The sequence below is a fragment of the Demequina iriomotensis genome (assembly GCF_000971395.1).
Taxonomy (GTDB): domain Bacteria; phylum Actinomycetota; class Actinomycetes; order Actinomycetales; family Demequinaceae; genus Demequina; species Demequina iriomotensis.
The window spans coordinates 68,914-86,067 of record NZ_BBME01000018.1; the positions used below are offsets into that span (position 1 = coordinate 68,914).

Below are 17,154 nucleotides of genomic sequence, written 5' to 3' on the forward strand. Positions count from 1 at the left end.
GGCGCTCCCGCGCGGTGCCCGGCGACGGATGCCCCATGGCGCGCACGCCGGCCGGCGAAACGGCGGTGGCTGCCCCATTCGGGGTGGGGCGGCACGATGCGCGAGGCCGGACGAGGCTCGGGCCGGACGACGCTCGAGGCGGCACGGCGCATCGTCGACCTCCCCGAGGGAGCCGCGCACTACCCTGGACGCGTGAAGGTGGTCATCCAGATTCCGTGCCTCAACGAGGAGACGACGCTGCCGCTCGTGCTGAGCACGATCCCGACCTCGATCCCGGGCGTCGACGAGCTCGAGGTGCTGGTCATCGACGACGGCTCGACGGACCGCACCGCGGAGGTCGCCCGGGCCTACGGCGCCACCGTCATCCGCCACGCGCGCACCATGGGGCTCGCACGGTCGTTCCGCGACGGCGTGGACCACGCGCTGCGCTCGGGCGCCGACATCGTGGTCAACACCGACGGCGACAACCAGTACCCGCAGGAGCGCATCCCCGACCTGGTCGCACCCATCCTCGCCGGCGAGGCCGAGATCGTCATCGGCGACCGCCAGACCAGCACGATCGCGCACTTCTCGCCGTTCAAGAAGACGATGCAGCGGTTCGGCTCGTGGGTGGTCAACCAGGCCGCCGGCACGCGCCTGCCCGACGCCGCCTCGGGCTTCCGCGCGTACTCCCGCTTCGCGCTGTACCGCCTCAACATCGTCACGCAGTTCAGCTACTGCATGGAGACCATCATCCAGGCGGGCAACAAGCGGCTCGCGATCGCGTCGGTCCCGATCGAGACCAACGCCAAGACGCGCGAGTCCCGCCTGTTCAAGAACATGTTCGAGCACATGCTCAAGTCGGGTCAGGCGATCCTGCGCTCGTACATCATGTTCCGGCCGTGGGGCATCTTCGCGTCGCTCGCGACGCTGTTCGGCCTCGCGGGGCTGTTCCCCTACGTGCGGTTCGCCATCCTGCGCGCGCTGGGCGACGACGGCAACCACATCCAGTCGCTCATGCTGGGCCTCGCGCTGCTGTCCGCCGCGATCATCTGCGTCGCGCTCGGAGTGCTCTCCGACCTGCAGAAGACCAACCGGATCCTCGCCGAGGACCAGCTCGAGCGGCTCAAGGAGCAGCAGTACGGCCCCATCCACCGCATCGTCGTCACGCCGGAGGATGCGCTCCTGAAGGATCCTCCGCAGCCGCACCCCGACGCCGCCCGCCGATAGCGATCCCGACGGCGAGCCCGATCCCGTCGGCCGCGGTCATGAGGAAGCGGCTCACCAGCGCGAGGCTCAGCGCCTGAGCGGGCGTGGCGACCGGACCGAGCGCGAGCACCAGCGTCGCCTCGCGGACCACGGCACCCGCCGGGGCGATGACCACCAGGAAGCCCACGAGCCACGCGAACGCGAACGCGCCGGTCGCGATGAGCAGGTCGCCCTCCCCGGAGATCTCGCGCAGCAGCAGCCAGGCCTGGAGACCCAGCAGCGCCCACATCAGCACCGACCAGCCGGCGGAGGCCAGCAGCGCGCGGCCGCCGATCCGTGCGGGCTCCTCGGTGCGCCGCGTGATCCGGAACGCGAGCGCGACCACGCGCGCGAGGACGGGAGGTACCAGCATCGTCGCCAGCCCCGCCGCGACCACGAGGACCCACCAGTAGGTCGCGAGCGCACCCGGCACCGCGGCGACCAGGCCCACGGCGCTGACCACGCCCGCCGTCACCACGCCGACCACCATCGCGACGATGGACCCCGTCATCGCACGCGCCCGGCTCACGCCGTGGTCCCGAGCGAACTCGGCCTGCGCGAGCACGGGCCACACCGATCCGGGCACGTACTTGCCCACCTGGGACAGCAGGAACACGCGCAGCGCCTCGGGCACCGTCGCCGTGAGGCCGATCGCGCGCATCACCGCGCGCCACGACATCGCGTTGACCCCGAGCGCGACCACGCACGCGGCGGCCGCGCCCGCGATCGCCCCCCACGTGAGGTCGCGCAGCGCCGCCGAGACCTCGTCCCAGCTCGACGCCACGGCCCACGCGAGCAGGCCGACGGCGACGGCGAGGAACGCCCAGCGCAGCGCGGCCTTCATGCGGCCGTCCGCCGCCACATGTCCGCGACCCCGTCCGCGAGCGGGGTGCGGGCCTCCCAGCCCAGCGCCTCGCGCGCGAGGGTCACGTCGAGCCAGGTCGAGTCCGGATCCACGCCACGATGCGGGAGCCGCTCGACGCGAGCGGCGTCGCCGGCCACCGCGCGCAGCAGGTCGAGCAGCACCGACAGCGACGTCGGCTCGCCGGAGCCGCAGTTGACCAGCGGCGGCGGCGAGGGGTGGGCGATGACGCGTGCCACCAGATCGGCGACGTCGTCCTGGTGCACGTAGTCGCGGGCCACGGCGCCGTCGCCGTGCAGCGTGATCGCGCGGCCCTCGCGAACCTCGCGCATCCAGATCGCGAGCACGCCCTGGCCGTGCGCGCCGCGCTGCAGCGGGCCGTACGCGTTGGCGATGCGGATGACGGTGACGTCGAGACCCGCCTCCTCGAGCGCCACCTCCTGCGCGCGCTTGTAGGCGCCGTACGCGTTCGGCGGCTGGGGCGCGTCGGTCTCGGCGTACGGCGGCAGCGCCGGCCGGCCGTAGATGGCGCCGCCCGAGGACAGCAGGACGATGCGCGGCGGGACGGCCCGCGCGGCTGCCGCGCGGGCGAACGCGCGGAAGGCGTCCAGCTCGTCGTCCACGGCCGCCGGATCCTCGGCCGCGACGGTGGGCGTGATGCCCCCGGCCGCCCACACGATCACCGGGACGTCCGCCGCCCGGCGGGCCAGCGCATCGTCCACGAGCACGGGATCCTGCCTGGTGAAACCTGTGACGGCGGCGCCGCGGGCGGCCAGATCGGCGGAGATCGCGGAGCCGAGGAAGCCGCCCGAACCGACGACGGCCACGTCATACACTGTGCTCACCCACCGGCCTCTCCCGTATCGGATGTCATCCTATGGCCCTGCCTCGCGTGCTCGTCCTGACGTCCACGCTGCCCGCGCGCGAGGGCGACGGGACCCCCGCGTTCGTCGCGGATCTGTCGCGGGAGCTGGGCCGCGACTTCGAGGTCAGGGTGCTCGCGCCGGCCGTGCCCGGAGGCGCCGCGCGCGAGCGCCTCGGCGACACGGTCGAGGTGGTGAGGTACCGCTACTTCCCCGCGCGCTGGGAGGACCTCGCCGACGGCGCGATCCTCGAGAACGTCCGCGCGCGCCGCTCCCGCGCCGGCCAGGTGCCGTTCCTGCTGGGCGGGCTCGCGGCGGCGCTGCGGCGCGAGGTGCGCGACTTCCGGCCCGACGCGATCCACGCGCATTGGATCATCCCGCAGGGCATCGTGGCGCGGCAGGTCGCCGGCTCGGTGCCCACCGTGGTGACCACCCTGGGCGGCGACCTCTACGCGCTGGACAACGCTCCCGCCCGCGCCCAGAAGTCGCGGGTGGTGCGCGCCGCCGCCGCGGTCACCGTGATGAACGAGGACATGCGCGCGCGGGTCATCGAGCTGGGCGCGGACCCGGCGACCACCCACGTCATCCCCATGGGCGCGCGCTTCGGCTCCGTCGCGCACGACGACCGCCAGGTCTCCAAGCCCGCCACGCGCAAGCACCCGGTGCACGTGCTCGCGGTCGGCCGGCTGGTGGAGAAGAAGGGCTTCGACGTGCTGCTCGAGGCGATGCGCCTCACGCATGCGCGGCTCGACCTCACCATCGTCGGCGACGGCCCGGAGCGCGCGCGGCTCGAGGAGCTCGCCGCCGGCCTGTCGGTGACCTTCCTGGGTCAGCTGGGACGCGCCGAGCTCGACGCCGTGCTGTCGAGGTCCGGCATCGCGGCCTTCCCCTCGCGGCGCGCGGCCTCGGGCGATCAGGACGGACTGCCCGTGGCGATGCTCGAGGCGATGGGAGCGGGCTGCGCGATCGTCGCCTCCGACCTGCCGGGGCTCAACGAGGCGATCGAGCCGGGCCGCTCGGGCGTGCTGGTGCCCGAGGGGGACGCGCGCGCGCTGGCCCGCTCGCTCGAGGTGCTCGCCGAGGACCAGGAGCTGCGCGCGGGCCTGGGCGCGGCCGCGCGGACGCGTTCGCGCGAGTACTCGGTGGAGGCCGTGGGCGAGCGCTACCGGGCGCTGTTCCGGTCGGTCATCGGCTGAGCCGGCGCCGCCCCGCCGCCCCGCGCCGCCCTCCGCCCCGTCGCCCCGTCGCCCCGCCGAATGGGGCACTCACGGTCGGTTTCGCCTCTCGGGTGCGCGCCATGGGGCATCGCCGATCAGCGCCAACCGCGGATGCCCCATGGCAGACGGCGAGGCCGGCGAATCGACCGCCAGTGCCCCATTTCGCATGCGGCGGCGGGGGCGGTGGAGCTGCGGGGGCGGCGCGGGCGGCAGCGCGGCGCGGGCGGCGGCGCGGCGCGGGCGGCAGTGCGGCGGGGTGGTCGAGGCGACGGGGGTGGCGGGGAGCCCAGCGCGCTGGACCCCGCGCTGCCGGCTACCGCCCCAGCCGCTGATACCGGAGCTCGGTCTCGAGCTTCTGGGCCCGCCACCAGGCCTCGTGCTCGCGGTACCAGTCGACGGTCGCCGCGAGTCCGGCGCGGAAGTCGCCGTAGACCGGCTCCCAGCCCAGCTCGGACCGCAGCCGCGACGCGTCGATCGCGTAGCGGAGGTCGTGGCCCGGGCGGTCGGGGACGTGCTCGTAGTCATCGGGCGCGTGCCCCATGAGCTCCAGCACGGCCTCGACCACCTCCTTGTTGGAGGCCTCGCCGTCGGCGCCGATGAGGTACGTCTCGCCGATGCGGCCGGACTCGAGGACGGTCCACACCGCCCGGTTGTGGTCGTCCACGTGGATCCAGTCGCGCACGTTCAGCCCCGCGCCGTAGAGCTTGGGCCTCACCCCGTCGATGAGGTTGGTGATCTGACGCGGGATGAACTTCTCGACGTGCTGGAACGGCCCGTAGTTGTTCGAGCAGTTCGAGATGGTCGCCTCGAGCCCGAAGGAGCGCACCCAGGCCCTCACCATGAGGTCCGAGCCCGCCTTGGTCGACGAGTACGGCGAGGACGGGTTGTAGGGAGTCTCCGGCGTGAAGCGATCCCCGCCCTCCAAGGGCAGGTCCCCGTAGACCTCGTCCGTGCTCACGTGGTGGAAGCGCACGCCATGTCGCCGCGCCGCCTCGAGCAACTGGAACGTGCCCACCAGGTTGGTGTGGACGAACGGCGTCGGATCATCCAGCGAGTTGTCGTTGTGGGACTCGGCCGCGAAGTGGACCACCGCATCGTGCTCGCGCACCAGGGAGTCGACCAGCTCGCCGTCCGCGATGTCCCCCTTGACCAGGGTCACCCGCGCATCGTCGGGCAGGGACGATGCGTTCCCCGCGTAGGTGAGCAGGTCCAGCACGGTCACCTCGACCGAGGGTCGCGTCTCGAGCGTGAGGCGCACGAAGTTCGCGCCGATGAACCCCGCCCCGCCGGTCACCAGCAGCCTCATCGCGCCGCCTCCACCGCGGACCGCTCGAGCAGCGACAGCAGGTACTGGCCGTACCCGGACTTCACCAGCGCCTCGGCCCGCGAGCGCAGCTCGTCGTCGGTGAGGAAGCCGCGACGCCACGCGATCTCCTCGGGCGCCCCGATCTTGAGCCCCTGGCGGCGCTCGACCGCCTGCACGAACTGGCTCGCCTCGAGCAGCGAGTCGAACGTGCCGGTATCGAGCCACGCGGTGCCGCGCGGGAGCACCTCGACCTGGAGGCGCCCCGCGTCGAGGTAGCGCTGATTGATCGAGGTGATCTCGTACTCGCCGCGAGGCGACGGCGCGATGGACCGCGCGATCTCGACCACCTCGTTGTCGTAGAAGTAGAGGCCCGGCACGGCGTACTCCGAGCGCGGGTGCTCGGGCTTCTCCTCGAGGGACAGCGCGCGACCCTCGGCGTCGAACTCGACCACGCCGTAGGCGCGCGGATCGGCCACGTGGTAGGCGAACACCGCGGCGCCGTCGACCTCGGCGAAGCGCTGGAGGTGCAGCCCCAGGCCGGGGCCGTAGAAGACGTTGTCGCCCAGCACGAGCGCGACCCTCTGGACCCCGATGAACTCCGCGCCGATGGTGAAGGCCTGCGCGAGACCCTTCGGCTCGGGCTGCGCCGCATAGCTGAGCGAGATCCCGAAGCGCGAGCCGTCGCCCAGCAGCCGCTGGAACTGCGGAAGGTCGTGCGGGGTGCTGATGAGCAGGACCTCGTCGATCCCCGCGAGCAGCAACGTCGACAGCGGGTAGTAGACGAGCGGCTTGTCGTACACCGGAAGCAGCTGCTTCGAGACGCCCTGGGTGATGGGGTGCAGGCGCGTCCCTGAGCCGCCCGCGAGGATGATGCCGCGCATGGGCGCCAGTCTGCCGTGGCGGGACGATGCGGCGCCACCGGCGCCCGCCCGGCGCAGGCCTGGCGCGGGCCCGGCGCAGGCCCGACCCCGCGCATCGTCCGCCCGGAATGTTAAATGTGTGCGACGCCAGGGGCACCCGGGACCGTAAGCGCCTACATTGGCGAATGTGAACGCTTACCCGCCGCCCATGGCCGCCCCCGACCACACCGTCGAGGCCTTCACCTGGCACTTCCTGCACGAGATCAACTACGGCCAGGGCGTGGACCTCGACCGCGCCTCGGCCAACGACAAGTACCTCGCGCTCGCGCGCACCGTGCGCCACTACCTGTCGACGCGCTGGCTCGAGGCGCTGCGGCACCAGCACCACGACCAGGCGAAGACGGTCGCGTACCTCTCCGCCGAGTTCCTGCTGGGCCCGCAGCTCGAGAACGCGCTGCTCGCGACGGATCTCGAGGAGATCGCGGCGGAGTCGCTGCGCCTGCTGGGGGTCGACCTGGACGAGCTGCGCGGCGTGGAGATCGAGCCCGGGCTCGGCAACGGCGGCCTCGGCCGCCTCGCCGCGTGCTTCATCGACTCGCTCGCGACGCTGAACGTGCCGTCGGTGGGCTACGGCATCCGGTACGAGTACGGCATCTTCCGTCAGACCTTCGTCGACGGCAAGCAGGTCGAGCGCCCCGACCACTGGCTCCGCCTGGGGTCGCCCTGGGAGATCCCGCACCCGGAGAACGCCGTCGAGATCTCCTTCGGCGGCCGCACCGAGGCGGTCGAGGGAAGCGACGATGCGCGCGCCTGGATCCCCGACTGGCACGTCACCGCGGTGCCGTACAACTACATGGTCCCCGGCTACCGTAACGGCCGCGTCAACACGCTGCGCCTGTGGAGCGCGAAGGCGCAGCACGAGTTCGACCTCGCGATCTTCAACGCGGGCGACTACGCGGAGGCCGTGCGCGCGCGCACGTTCGCGGAGAACATCTCGAAGGTGCTCTACCCCGAGGACTCGACGCCGCAGGGCAAGGAGCTGCGCCTGCAGCAGCAGTACTTCTTCGTCGCCGCGTCGCTGCGCGACTTCCTCGAGACGGTGCTGCCCGCGGACTACGACCTCCACAACCTCCCGAACCGCATCACGTGGCAGCTCAACGACACGCACCCGGTCATCGCGGTGCCCGAGCTCATGCGGCTGCTGGTCGACGAGCGCGGCTGGAGCTGGGACGACGCGTGGGCGGTCACCCAGAAGGTGTTCGCCTACACGTGCCACACGCTGCTGCCCGAGGCGCTCGAGGTGTGGTCGGTGGACCTGCTCGGCCGGCTGCTGCCGCGCCACCTCGAGATCATCTACCGGATCAACGAGGGCTTCATCGAGGAGCTGCGCGCCGCGTACCCGGGCGACGAGCTGCGCGTGCGCCGCATGTCGATCATCGCGGAGCAGCCGGAGCGGTCGGTCCGCATGGCCCACCTCGCGACCGTGGCGGGCTTCCGCGTCAACGGCGTCGCCGAGCTCCACTCGCAGCTGCTGCGGGACAAGGTCCTCAACGACTTCGCGGAGCTGTGGCCCGACAAGTTCACCAACGTCACCAACGGCGTGACGCCGCGCCGCTTCGTGCGGCTCGCGAACCCCGGCCTGTCGGGGCTCATCACGGAGGCCATCGGCGACGGCTGGATCACCGACCTCGAGCAGTTGCGCGGCCTCGAGCCGCTCGCGGAGGACGCCGAGTTCCGGCGCCGCTTCCGCGAGATCAAGGGTGCCAACAAGACGCGCCTCGCGGCCGTGCTGGCCGAGCGCGACGGCATCGAGATCGCGGGCGACGCGATGCTCGACGCGATGGTCAAGCGCCTCCACGAGTACAAGCGGCAGTCGCTCAAGCTGCTGCACATCGTGTCCCTCTACGAGGGCGTGAAGAGCGGCCGCGTGCCCCTCGAGTCGGTCACGCCGCGCACCTTCGTGTTCGGAGCCAAGGCGGCGCCCGGCTACGTGCGCGCGAAGGAGACCATCGAGCTCATCAACGCCGTCGGCGCCACCATCAACGCCGATGCGTCCCTCCAGGGCCGCCTCAAGGTCGCCTTCCCCGCCAACTACAACGTCGGGCTCGCCGAGACGCTCATCCCGGCCGCGGACCTGTCCGAGCAGATCTCGCTCGCGGGCAAGGAGGCGTCGGGCACGGGCAACATGAAGTTCGCGCTCAACGGCGCGCTCACCATCGGCACGGACGACGGCGCGAACGTCGAGATCCGCCAGCTGGTGGGCGACGACCACTTCTTCCTGTTCGGGATGACCGAGCCCGAGGCGGCGGACCTGCAGGCGAAGGGCTACGACCCGGGTGCGTTCTACGAGTCGGACCCGCAGCTCAAGGCGGCGCTCGACCTCATCGCGTCGGGCGAGTTCACGGGCGGCGAGCGGGGCGGCGCGGTCGCCTCGATCTTCTCGAGCCTGACCGAGCGCGACCGGTTCATGGCGCTCGCGGACTTCCGCGCGTACATGGACGCCCAGGAGCGCGTCGAGGCGGCCTACGCCGACCACGAGGCGTGGAGCCGCTCCGCGGTGCTCAACGTCGCGCGCTCGGGCTTCTTCAGCTCGGACCGCTCGATCCAGGACTACCTCGACCGCATCTGGGGCGCCAAGCCCGTCCACCAGGCGGGGTGAGCCGCGCGGCTGCTGGGCGCGCGCATCACTCGCCCAGCAGCCCGCCGATCGCGCCGAACGGGAACGCGTCGACCGGCACCCCGGCGATCCGGATGATCGACGCGAGGGTCCACGGCTGGTCGGGCGACTCCGCACGGCCGTCGACGTTGTCCGCCCGGACCAGCAGCGGGTCGTCGCTCGGCTTCCAGCCCGGCTCGGCCGAGACCCACGATCGCCGGTCGCCCTGCAGCAGGCCCGCGAAGGTCGCCGCGACGATGATCGAGCCCACCTTGCCCAGGTGCTGCCCCTTCGGGGCGCCTCCCGCCTCGGACAGGATGTAGAACCACAGCGCGTCCTTGGCCGGGTCGATCGCGATCGGGGTGACGCCGAGGCGCTGCGCGACGGCCGTGCCCGAGGGCAGCCCGTGCCGCCAGCCGCGCTTGAGGTTGCGCATGGGGAGCAGGGCGGCGCCGTCGGGCAGGTCCGCGAGCGCGTTCGAGACCTTCGCGTCGATCTTGTGCGCGCGCTGCGGGAAGCCGGCCTCCGCGACGGAGCTGGTCATGGGCAGGAACCAGTCCCACTGGATCGCGTTGCGCGGGGTCATGGGGCGCCCGCCGCGAAGATCGTCGACGGCGTCGCCCGGCGCGAACACGGGCACGTGCTTGGTGAGGCCGCGGAAGAAGTTGGTGCGGTACTCGGTACGCACCATCGAGTGCCCGAAGCGGTAGGCGGCCGCGGAGAACTCGAGCGGCATGAACGGCTGATCCCGCCAGTGGTAGACGTCCGCGAAGCCGAGCGTCACGCTGCGCCGGCCGGTGGCGTCCGGGGCGCCGATCTGCAGCGCGTGCTCCCAGACGTCGCGGTCGCACACGCGCCGCAGGAAGTCGTGCCACACGATCCATTGGTAGAGCCGGCGGAGCGTGTCGCGGGCCTGGTTGAACGCGGCCCCGCGCGAGGCGCCCGCGTCGATGGCGCGGTCCACCAGGGTGTTGTGGGCCGCGAGGAAGGCGACCTGGAGCTGGCTGACGATGACGTTCTCGTCATTGCGGGGGTCCCCGATGATCGCGACGCCGCGAGCGTTGCGCTGCACGTCGAGCAGGAACCCCGGCCCACCCTTGGGCTCGCCCTGCAGCTCCACCGGGTCGCCCTTGCGATCCTTCACGCGGGCGAGCACGAACTTCCCGCGGTGGAACAGGTACGGCTGATCGGCGGGCCCGCGCCCGTAGAGGTTGTCGAGGTCGAGCCGGGGGGTGCGGAAGTTCAGCAGCCCGTTCGGGTCGTTCGCGCGCACCAGGCTCGACGCGGGGTCGAACGTGATGTCGTGGTCGACGAACTGCCCGAGGTACGTGTAGCCGGCGGGCAGGCGCGAGTCGAACGTCGGGTCGGTGTCGCCGGCCTCGCGCGCGATCGCGGTCGGCGACTTGCCGGGCCGCTCGATCATCGACTCGGCGAGCGCGGTGAAGCGCTCATCGGCCTGCCTGTCCGTGAGGTGCTCGGGCGGCCACGCGGGGAGATCCGGGAACAGCCGCCCGAACGGGCCCTGATAGAAGCGGGATCGCGGCGCGAGGGCCGCGATCGGCTGGTCTCCGTGGCTCATGGGAGCCCCTTCCCCCGGTGGCGCGCGGTCCGTTCCGCGCGCACCCCTGAGGCGCATTGTGCGCTCGCGCGCGGGTGGCGCGCGAGGGGAACGCATCGTCCCTGGCAGGGGTCGCGTCCCGCGGGACGATGCGCGGCACGTCAGCGCAGCGCGTCAGCGCAGCGCGAGCGCCTCCCGCACGGCGGCGACCACGCCGTCCGCGCCCGCCTCGACCTGGGCGAGCGTGGTGCGGAAGTCCTCGATGCCGCCGTACCAGGGGTCGTCGATGTCGAGGTCGTGCTCGCGGCCGTCGACCAGCGCGGGCGCGGCCGGGTCGAACTCGCGGTAGAGCCGCACCACGGGCCGGTCGGTGAGGGCGCGCAGCCGGCGCGCGTGCCCCTCGGTCATCGCGAGCGCGAGGTCGACGCTCCCCAGGTCCGCCGCGGTCACCCTGCGCGCGGCGCGGCGCGGGACCGTGTAGCCGGCCTCGCGCAGCACGGCCGCGGCACGCCGGTCGATGGGGTTGCCACGCTCCTCGTCGCTCACGCCCGTCGACGTGACCTCGACAGCGTCCGCGAGGCCGGCCTCGGCCAGGCGCGCCTTGAGGACCACCTCCGCCATGGGGGAGCGGCAGATGTTGCCGGTGCAGACGGTCATGAGCCGGAAGGGCGAGGTCATGGCCCGATCATCCCAGGGCGGATCAGCGCGACGCGCGCCCGCGCAGCCGGTCGAGGTCGCGCCGCTCCTTCTTGGTGGGCCGGCCCGCGCCGCGGTCGCGCTGTCCGAACGGGGACGCGAGCTCCTTCGGGGGCGGCGGCGGGCTGTGGTCGAGATAGGCGGCCTGCGCGACGGGTGCTCCCACGCGCTTGCTCAGCAGCTGGCGCACCTCCACGATGCGCACGCGCTCGCCACCGCGCACCTCGATCCTGCTGCCGATGCCGACCTTCTGCGCGGGCTTGGCGCGCTCGTCGTCGATGCGCACGTGGCCCGCGCGGCACGCGGCGGTCGCCTGCGAGCGCGTCTTGTACAGGCGCACCGCCCACACCCACGCGTCCACCCGCACCGACTCGGCCATCCGACGAGGGTACGCCGGGCGCTCCTCGCGCGGCGCATCGTGCCTGCATGCGCCTACGCTGGGGCGCATGGACACCGTGTGGGAGGCGATCGGCTGGATCGGCTCGATCCTGGTCGTGTGGTCGCTCACGCAGTCGCGCGTGCTGCGCTTCCGCTGGATGAACCTCGCGGGCTCGATCCTGGCGACGGGCTACAACGCGGTGTTCGAGATCTGGCCGTTCGTGCTCATGAACGGGGCGATCGCCGTCATCAACACCTACTGGATCGTACGCCTCAGCCGCGAACGCCACGATCCCGGGGTCTATCACGTGATCCCGATGACGCCGGAGGACCCGTTCCTCCAGCACGTGCTCCGCGTCCACGCGGCGGACATCGCGCGGCACCGCCCCGACTTCGTCGCGACGTCCCTGGCCACCGGCGGCAGGCGCGCCACGTTCCTGGTGACGCGCGGCGACGAGGCGGTGGGCGTGGTCGCGATCCACGACGAGGGCGGCGGGGTCGGGCTGGTCGAGCTCGACTGGGTGAAGCCGAGGTTCCGGGACTTCACGCCCGGCGAGTTCGTCTACCGCGACTCCGGGGTGCTGACGGCGGCGGGCTTCCGCCGCGTCGAGATCGAGACGCGGCCCGAGCTGGACCGCGAGTACCTGCGCAACGTGGGCTTCAGCACGCGCGGCACGCGGTGGGTGCGCGAGCTGTAGCGGCGGCCCCGGGTGGGCACAAGTCACGGACCTGCGGACGGTGGGTGCCCGTCGCGCGCACGAAGGCGCAGTCGGCAGGCTCGAGATCCGTGACTTGTGCACGGGGGCGGCGCGGGGGCGCGGCGCGCCCAGCTCCGCGCGCCGCACGCGCTCGCCGCGTGACAGACTTCTGCGGTGAACCCGACCGTGCACTTCGCGTCCGACAACTACGCCGCCGTCCACCCCGAGGTCATGGCGGCGATGGCCCAGGCCAACACGGGTCATGACGTCGCCTACGGCGCCGACGCCGCGACCGCCGCCTTCGACGCCGCCATCGCCTCGACCTTCGGCGAGCACGCCCTGGGCTTCCCCGTCTTCAACGGCACGGGCGCCAACATCGTCTCGCTCATGGCGCTCAGCCCTCGCTGGGGCGGCGTGGTCGCATCGGAGCACGCGCACATCCACAACGACGAGAACGGCGCGCCGGAGCGGGTGGGAGGGCTCAAGATCCTGCCGCTCGCGTCGGCCGACGGCCGCCTCGCGCCCGAGCAGCTCGCGCGCTACGCGGGGGACCTGGGCGACCCGCACCGCGCGCAGCCCGTGGTGCTCTCGGTCACGCAGGCGACCGAGCTCGGCACCGTGTACTCGCTCGAGGAGATGGCCGAGCTCACGTACGCGGCCCACGAGCTCGGCATGCGGGTCCACATGGACGGCGCGCGCCTCGCGAACGCCGCCGCCGCGCTCGGGGCGACCCTGAGCGAGGCGGCCCGCGGCGCGGATCTCCTCTCGCTCGGCGGCACCAAGAACGGCGCGATGCTGGGCGAGGCCGTGGTGATCCTGGCCGAGGACCTCCGCGACTCGCTCGGCCACGACCTCCCCTACCTGCGCAAATCGACCATGCAGCTGGGCTCCAAGATGCGGTACGTCTCCGCCCAGCTCACCGCGCTGCTGACCTCGACCGACGTGACCGGTGATCCGCTCTGGCATCGCAACGCGAGCCACGCGAACGCGATGGCCACGCGGCTGCGCGAGGCCCTCGCGCCGCTCGCCGAGGCGGGCGAGCTGCGGTTCACCCAGGAGACCCAGGCGAACGCCGTCTTCGTCGAGCTGCCCCGGGCGGCGGCCGACGCCGTGCGGTCCGCCTTCCGCTTCTACGACTGGCAGCCGGGCACCGCGCCGGGCTCGGTCGAGGCGCGCTGGATGTGCGCGTGGGACACGAGCCCCGCGGACGTCGACGGCTTCGCGGCCGCCGTCACGGGAGCCCTCGAGCGCGCCAACGGGGCCCGCTGATGGCCGCCGCGTGCCCGTGCGGCTCCGGCGCATCGTTCGCCGCCTGCTGCCGCCCCTACCTGCGAGGCGAGGCGCACGCCCCGACCGCCGAGGCGCTCATGCGCTCGCGCTACACCGCCTTCGTCCGCCGCGACGCGGTGCACCTCGCGAGCACGTGGCATCCGTCGACCCGCCCGCTCGATGTGGCGGCCGGTCTCGACGAGCTGGAGTGGCGGGGCCTCGAGATCCTCGGGACCACCGACGGCGGCGAGGGGGACGAGGCGGGGACCGTCACCTTCGTCGCCCACCACGCGACCGGCGTGCTCACGCTCGGGCAGCACCGCGAGACCAGCCGGTTCGTGCGCGAGGACGGAGTCTGGCTGTATGTCGACGGAGATCTCAGTTAACTCTGGGTGAACAACATATGGCCTGGTAGTGAACGGCTTCGACCGGGCACAAGGTGACGAAAAGGATGCCTCCGGAGCCCGACATGACGATGTGCCCACGCATCACCCCTGAGAACCCCCCACAATGGTGCGTGTGACCGAGCCCCTCCTCCTCGCGGTGGTCGTCGCGACAGCACTCGCGTTCGACTTCACCAACGGCTTCCACGACACCGGCAACGCGATGGCGACCTCCATCGCGACCCGCGCCCTGAAGCCCAAGCAAGCCGTCCTCCTGTCCGCGTCGCTCAACCTCGTCGGCGCCTTCCTGTCGCTCACGGTCGCCGCCACCATCGCCAAGGGCATCGTCGACTCCGACGTCGTCACGCTCGGCGTGGTCCTCGCAGGGCTCACCGGCGGCATCCTGTGGAACCTGCTCACGTGGCTGCTCGGGCTGCCGTCGAGCTCCTCGCACGCCCTCATCGGCGGCGTGGTCGGCGCGGTGCTGGCCGCCGCCGGCACCAGCGGCGTCCTGTGGGACGGGCTCATCTCGAAGGTCCTGCTTCCGGCGCTCATCGCGCCCGTGGTGGCGATCCTGGTCGCGTCCGTCGGCACGCGCCTGGTGACCCGCTTCACGCGCGACGTCAAGCAGGACGACAACGACCGGCTGTTCCGCTGGGGCCAGATCGGCTCGGCCTCGCTCGTGTCCCTCGCGCACGGCACCAACGACGCGCAGAAGTCGATGGGCATCATCCTGCTCGCGCTCATCGCGGGCGGCGCGGTCCCCGCGGACTCGGGAGTCCCGTTCTGGGTGATCCTCGCATGCGCCCTCGCCATGGCGCTCGGCACGTACCTCGGCGGCTGGCGCGTCATCCGCACGCTCGGCAAGGGCCTGGTCGAGCTGGAGTCCCGCCAGGGCATGGCCGCCGAGACCTCGTCCGCGGCCGTCATCCTCCTCTCGAGCCACTTCGGCTACTCGCTGTCGACCACGCACGTCGCGACCGGCTCGATCCTGGGCTCGGGCGTGGGCATGAAGGGCGCCTCGGTGCGCTGGTCCGTTGCGGGCCGCATGTTCCTGGCGTGGCTCATCACCGTGCCCGCCGCCGGCATCGTGGGCGCCCTCGCCTACGGGCTCGGCGCGCTCGTGGGCGGCGGCGTCGGCTCGTTCGTGGTGTTCGCGGCCCTCATCGCCTGCTCCGCGGCGATCTGGATGGCGTCGCGCAAGGACGCCGTCGGCCACCACAACGTCAACGAGGACTGGAAGCCCAAGAAGGACAACGAGTCGATCCTCGCCGAGTCCGTGGTCGATCACGACATGAAGCTCATGCGCGTGTCCAAGAAGGGCAAGCGCCGCAAGCTGGGAGGCAAGTGATGGGCACCTACGTCGAGTGGGACGCGCTGGGCAACATCCTCCTGTGGGGCCTCGTGGTCGGCGCCGGGCTGCCCGCGCTGTTCGCGCTGGGCGTCCGCATCGCGGAGGGACCCGGCGCGCGCGACGCGAACGGGCGAATCTCGACGGGGCGCAAGATCCTCAGCGGGATCTGCTTCGGCATCGCCGCGCTCACGGTGCTCGGCGCCGTCGCGTACATCGCGGCCGGCGGCCACTGACCCCGTGACGTCCCCGCTCACGGTGCGCGCCGCCGCTCGCGCGGACGTGCACGCCCTCGTGCGCCTCGCCGCCGACACGTTCCCGCTCGCGTGCCCGCCTGGCACCGATCCCGCCGCCATCGCGGCGCATCTGAGGGACGCGCTCGGGCCGGCGGCCTTCGAGGCCTGGCTGGGGGACGATGCGGCCACGCTCATGGTCGCGGCGCGGGACGATGCGCTGGTCGGGTACGCCCTGGTCCTCACCGGGGAGTGCGGGGACGAGGACGCGTCCGGCCCGTTGAGCTCGGCGGGCGTCGACACGGCGCGCGTCCATGAGCTCTCCAAGATCTACGTGCGCGCCTCGACCCAGGGGACCGGCGCCGCCGGCGCGCTGCTCGAGGCCGCCGTCGCCGCCGCATCGTCCACCCACGGCGACCTGCCCGTGTGGCTCGGCACCAACGAGGCCAACGCCCGCGCGCAGGCGTTCTACGCGCGGCACGGCTTCGCCGTGATCGGCGGGCGGACCTACCGCGTGGGCGGGCAGGAGCACGCCGACGTGGTGATGCTCCGCGCCGCCTGAGGAGGGACGCGGGATGAACGATGCGGTGCGCGTGGGCGGCACCGCCGCGCCGCTGCGCATCGGCGTGCTCGGCGCGGCGCGCATCGTCAAGGACGCGCTCGTCGCCCCGGCCGCGGACCTACCGGGCGTCGAGGTCGCGGCGCTCGCCGCGCGCGACCGGGCGCGCGCCGAGGCCGCCGCGCGGCGGCACCGCATTCCCGAGGTGCACGGCTCGTACGAGGCGATGCTCGAGGATCCGGCCATCGACGCCGTCTACGTCCCGCTGCCGGCCGCGCTGCACGCCCAGTGGACCATCGCGGCCGCGCGCGCGGGCAAGCACGTGCTGTGCGAGAAGCCCTTCACGTCCCACAGCGACGCCGCCGTGCGCGTCGCCGAGGAGACCGCGGCCACCGGCGTCGTGGTCATGGAGGCGTACCACACCCACCATCACCCGCTCATGGGACGCCTGCGCGAGATCCTCGCCGGTGGCGAGCTCGGGACCGTCCGGCGGGCGCGCGCGACCTTCTGCGCGCCGATCCCGCCGGGCCGGGACATCCGGTGGAACCTCGCGCTCGGCGGCGGTGGCCTGCTCGACATCGGCTACTACCCGGTCCGGATGCTCCGCGAGCTGTTCGGCGGCGCACCCGAGGTGGTCGACGCGCGCGCCGTCATGCGCGGCGACATCGACCGGCTGCTCACGGCCGACCTCGCCTTCGAGGGCGGCGTCGAGGGCAGCATCGTGTCGTCGATGTGGTCGCGCCGCCTCGTCGGCGCGACCCTGACGGTCGAGGGTGACGCGGGGACGCTCGAGGTGCCGCTCCCGTACCACCCCCAGATGCGCGGCATCATCAAGGTGCGCACCGCCGAGGGCCGCCGCGTGGAGCGGGTGGACCGGCGCAGCACGTACGCGTACCAGCTCCAGGCGTTCGCACGGGCGGCGCGCGGCAGCGGTCCGATCGGCACCGATGTCGAGGCCGCGATCGCTCAGATGCGCGTGCTCGACGCGATCTACGACGCCGCCGGCGTGGCCCGGCGGCCGTAGGGCCTACTGTGGCG

Annotated in this window: 17 protein-coding genes; 10 read left to right on the forward strand and 7 right to left on the reverse strand. The window is 72.8% G+C overall.

Annotated elements, in window-relative coordinates; all coding sequences use genetic code 11:
* The first annotated feature begins 192 nt into the window (after window positions 1-192).
* Window positions 193-1,209 carry a glycosyltransferase family 2 protein gene (locus tag AOM09_RS12765; RefSeq protein WP_062389252.1) on the forward strand — a complete coding sequence of 339 codons (1,017 nt, stop codon included), beginning with the start codon at window positions 193-195 and terminating at the stop codon, window positions 1,207-1,209.
* On the opposite strand, the gene AOM09_RS12770 is transcribed toward AOM09_RS12765, so the two are convergent.
* On the reverse strand, window positions 1,145-2,071 hold the full coding sequence (locus AOM09_RS12770) for a lysylphosphatidylglycerol synthase domain-containing protein (protein ID WP_156162365.1): 927 nt from the start codon (window positions 2,069-2,071) through the stop codon (window positions 1,145-1,147). The two genes, AOM09_RS12765 and AOM09_RS12770, sit on opposite strands and share 65 nt — an antisense overlap.
* On the reverse strand, window positions 2,068-2,916 hold the full coding sequence (locus AOM09_RS12775) for an NAD-dependent epimerase/dehydratase family protein (protein ID WP_169747663.1): 849 nt from the start codon (window positions 2,914-2,916) through the stop codon (window positions 2,068-2,070). Before AOM09_RS12775 ends, AOM09_RS12770 begins: the two co-directional genes overlap by 4 nt.
* Window positions 2,917-2,966: 50 nt before the next feature.
* Here AOM09_RS12775 and AOM09_RS12780 point away from each other — a divergent pair, with 50 nt between their 5' ends.
* On the forward strand, window positions 2,967-4,148 hold the full coding sequence (locus AOM09_RS12780) for a glycosyltransferase (protein ID WP_062389203.1): 1,182 nt from the start codon (window positions 2,967-2,969) through the stop codon (window positions 4,146-4,148).
* Between the two features lie 334 nt (window positions 4,149-4,482).
* Here AOM09_RS12780 and rfbB read toward each other — a convergent pair whose 3' ends face one another.
* Together rfbB and rfbA are read right to left on the reverse strand one after the other, a co-directional pair.
* Window positions 4,483-5,475 carry a dTDP-glucose 4,6-dehydratase gene (rfbB, locus tag AOM09_RS12785; protein WP_062389207.1) on the reverse strand — a complete coding sequence of 331 codons (993 nt, stop codon included), beginning with the start codon at window positions 5,473-5,475 and terminating at the stop codon, window positions 4,483-4,485.
* Window positions 5,472-6,356: a glucose-1-phosphate thymidylyltransferase RfbA gene (gene rfbA / locus AOM09_RS12790; RefSeq protein WP_062389210.1), complete on the reverse strand. Its 885-nt coding sequence runs from the start codon at window positions 6,354-6,356 to the stop codon at window positions 5,472-5,474. The genes rfbB and rfbA overlap by 4 nt, the downstream gene beginning before the upstream one ends.
* Window positions 6,357-6,543: 187 nt before the next feature.
* On the opposite strand from rfbA, the gene AOM09_RS12795 reads away from it, so the two are divergent.
* Window positions 6,544-8,994 (forward strand): glycogen/starch/alpha-glucan phosphorylase, encoded by a 2,451-nt coding sequence (locus tag AOM09_RS12795; RefSeq protein WP_062389212.1) that lies wholly within the window; start codon window positions 6,544-6,546, stop codon window positions 8,992-8,994.
* A 25-nt stretch (window positions 8,995-9,019) separates the two neighbouring features.
* Here AOM09_RS12795 and AOM09_RS12800 read toward each other — a convergent pair whose 3' ends face one another.
* The 3 genes from AOM09_RS12800 to AOM09_RS12810 form a co-directional block, all read right to left on the reverse strand.
* Window positions 9,020-10,570, reverse strand: coding sequence for a peroxidase family protein (locus tag AOM09_RS12800; protein WP_062389215.1), 1,551 nt, complete (start codon window positions 10,568-10,570; stop codon window positions 9,020-9,022).
* 153 nt (window positions 10,571-10,723) lie between these two features.
* Complete coding sequence (locus AOM09_RS12805; protein ID WP_062389218.1) at window positions 10,724-11,227, reverse strand: low molecular weight protein-tyrosine-phosphatase; 504 nt, start codon at window positions 11,225-11,227, stop codon at window positions 10,724-10,726.
* A gap of 22 nt (window positions 11,228-11,249) precedes the next feature.
* Window positions 11,250-11,624: an RNA-binding S4 domain-containing protein gene (locus tag AOM09_RS12810; RefSeq protein WP_062389221.1), complete on the reverse strand. Its 375-nt coding sequence runs from the start codon at window positions 11,622-11,624 to the stop codon at window positions 11,250-11,252.
* A 67-nt stretch (window positions 11,625-11,691) separates the two neighbouring features.
* Between AOM09_RS12810 and AOM09_RS12815 the strand changes: the two genes are divergently transcribed.
* From AOM09_RS12815 to AOM09_RS12845, 7 genes are all read left to right on the forward strand, one after another.
* Window positions 11,692-12,321 (forward strand): YgjV family protein, encoded by a 630-nt coding sequence (locus tag AOM09_RS12815; protein WP_062389223.1) that lies wholly within the window; start codon window positions 11,692-11,694, stop codon window positions 12,319-12,321.
* Between the two features lie 174 nt (window positions 12,322-12,495).
* The gene (locus tag AOM09_RS12820; protein ID WP_062389225.1) at window positions 12,496-13,590 is read left to right on the forward strand and encodes a threonine aldolase family protein; all 1,095 of its coding nucleotides are present in this window, start codon (window positions 12,496-12,498) and stop codon (window positions 13,588-13,590) included.
* The gene (locus tag AOM09_RS12825) at window positions 13,590-13,976 is read left to right on the forward strand and encodes a YchJ family protein (RefSeq protein ID WP_062389227.1); all 387 of its coding nucleotides are present in this window, start codon (window positions 13,590-13,592) and stop codon (window positions 13,974-13,976) included. Before AOM09_RS12820 ends, AOM09_RS12825 begins: the two co-directional genes overlap by 1 nt.
* A 124-nt stretch (window positions 13,977-14,100) precedes the next feature.
* Window positions 14,101-15,324 carry an inorganic phosphate transporter gene (locus AOM09_RS12830; RefSeq protein WP_082099153.1) on the forward strand — a complete coding sequence of 408 codons (1,224 nt, stop codon included), beginning with the start codon at window positions 14,101-14,103 and terminating at the stop codon, window positions 15,322-15,324.
* Complete coding sequence (locus AOM09_RS12835; protein ID WP_062389230.1) at window positions 15,324-15,560, forward strand: hypothetical protein; 237 nt, start codon at window positions 15,324-15,326, stop codon at window positions 15,558-15,560. Before AOM09_RS12830 ends, AOM09_RS12835 begins: the two co-directional genes overlap by 1 nt.
* Window positions 15,561-15,564: 4 nt before the next feature.
* Window positions 15,565-16,119, forward strand: a complete 555-nt coding sequence (locus AOM09_RS12840; RefSeq protein ID WP_062389232.1) for a GNAT family N-acetyltransferase — start codon at window positions 15,565-15,567, stop codon at window positions 16,117-16,119.
* A 13-nt stretch (window positions 16,120-16,132) separates the two neighbouring features.
* Window positions 16,133-17,140, forward strand: a complete 1,008-nt coding sequence (locus AOM09_RS12845) for a Gfo/Idh/MocA family protein (protein ID WP_228375142.1) — start codon at window positions 16,133-16,135, stop codon at window positions 17,138-17,140.
* Window positions 17,141-17,154: the final 14 nt, after the last annotated feature.

Bases quoted from the DNA above. Each gene is read 5' to 3' on its own strand.
- AOM09_RS12770 (WP_156162365.1), bottom strand. From the start codon at position 2,071: ATGAAGGCCGCGCTGCGCTGGGCGTTCCTCGCCGTCGCCGTCGGCCTG.
- AOM09_RS12780 (WP_062389203.1), top strand. From the start codon at position 2,967: ATGGCCCTGCCTCGCGTGCTCGTCCTGACGTCCACGCTGCCCGCGCGC.
- rfbB (WP_062389207.1), bottom strand. From the start codon at position 5,475: ATGAGGCTGCTGGTGACCGGCGGGGCGGGGTTCATCGGCGCGAACTTC.
- rfbA (WP_062389210.1), bottom strand. From the start codon at position 6,356: ATGCGCGGCATCATCCTCGCGGGCGGCTCAGGGACGCGCCTGCACCCC.
- AOM09_RS12795 (WP_062389212.1), top strand. From the start codon at position 6,544: ATGGCCGCCCCCGACCACACCGTCGAGGCCTTCACCTGGCACTTCCTG.
- AOM09_RS12800 (WP_062389215.1), bottom strand. From the start codon at position 10,570: ATGAGCCACGGAGACCAGCCGATCGCGGCCCTCGCGCCGCGATCCCGC.
- AOM09_RS12805 (WP_062389218.1), bottom strand. From the start codon at position 11,227: ATGACCTCGCCCTTCCGGCTCATGACCGTCTGCACCGGCAACATCTGC.
- AOM09_RS12810 (WP_062389221.1), bottom strand. From the start codon at position 11,624: ATGGCCGAGTCGGTGCGGGTGGACGCGTGGGTGTGGGCGGTGCGCCTG.
- AOM09_RS12815 (WP_062389223.1), top strand. From the start codon at position 11,692: ATGGACACCGTGTGGGAGGCGATCGGCTGGATCGGCTCGATCCTGGTC.
- AOM09_RS12825 (WP_062389227.1), top strand. From the start codon at position 13,590: ATGGCCGCCGCGTGCCCGTGCGGCTCCGGCGCATCGTTCGCCGCCTGC.
- AOM09_RS12830 (WP_082099153.1), top strand. From the start codon at position 14,101: ATGGTGCGTGTGACCGAGCCCCTCCTCCTCGCGGTGGTCGTCGCGACA.
- AOM09_RS12835 (WP_062389230.1), top strand. From the start codon at position 15,324: ATGGGCACCTACGTCGAGTGGGACGCGCTGGGCAACATCCTCCTGTGG.
- AOM09_RS12845 (WP_228375142.1), top strand. From the start codon at position 16,133: ATGAACGATGCGGTGCGCGTGGGCGGCACCGCCGCGCCGCTGCGCATC.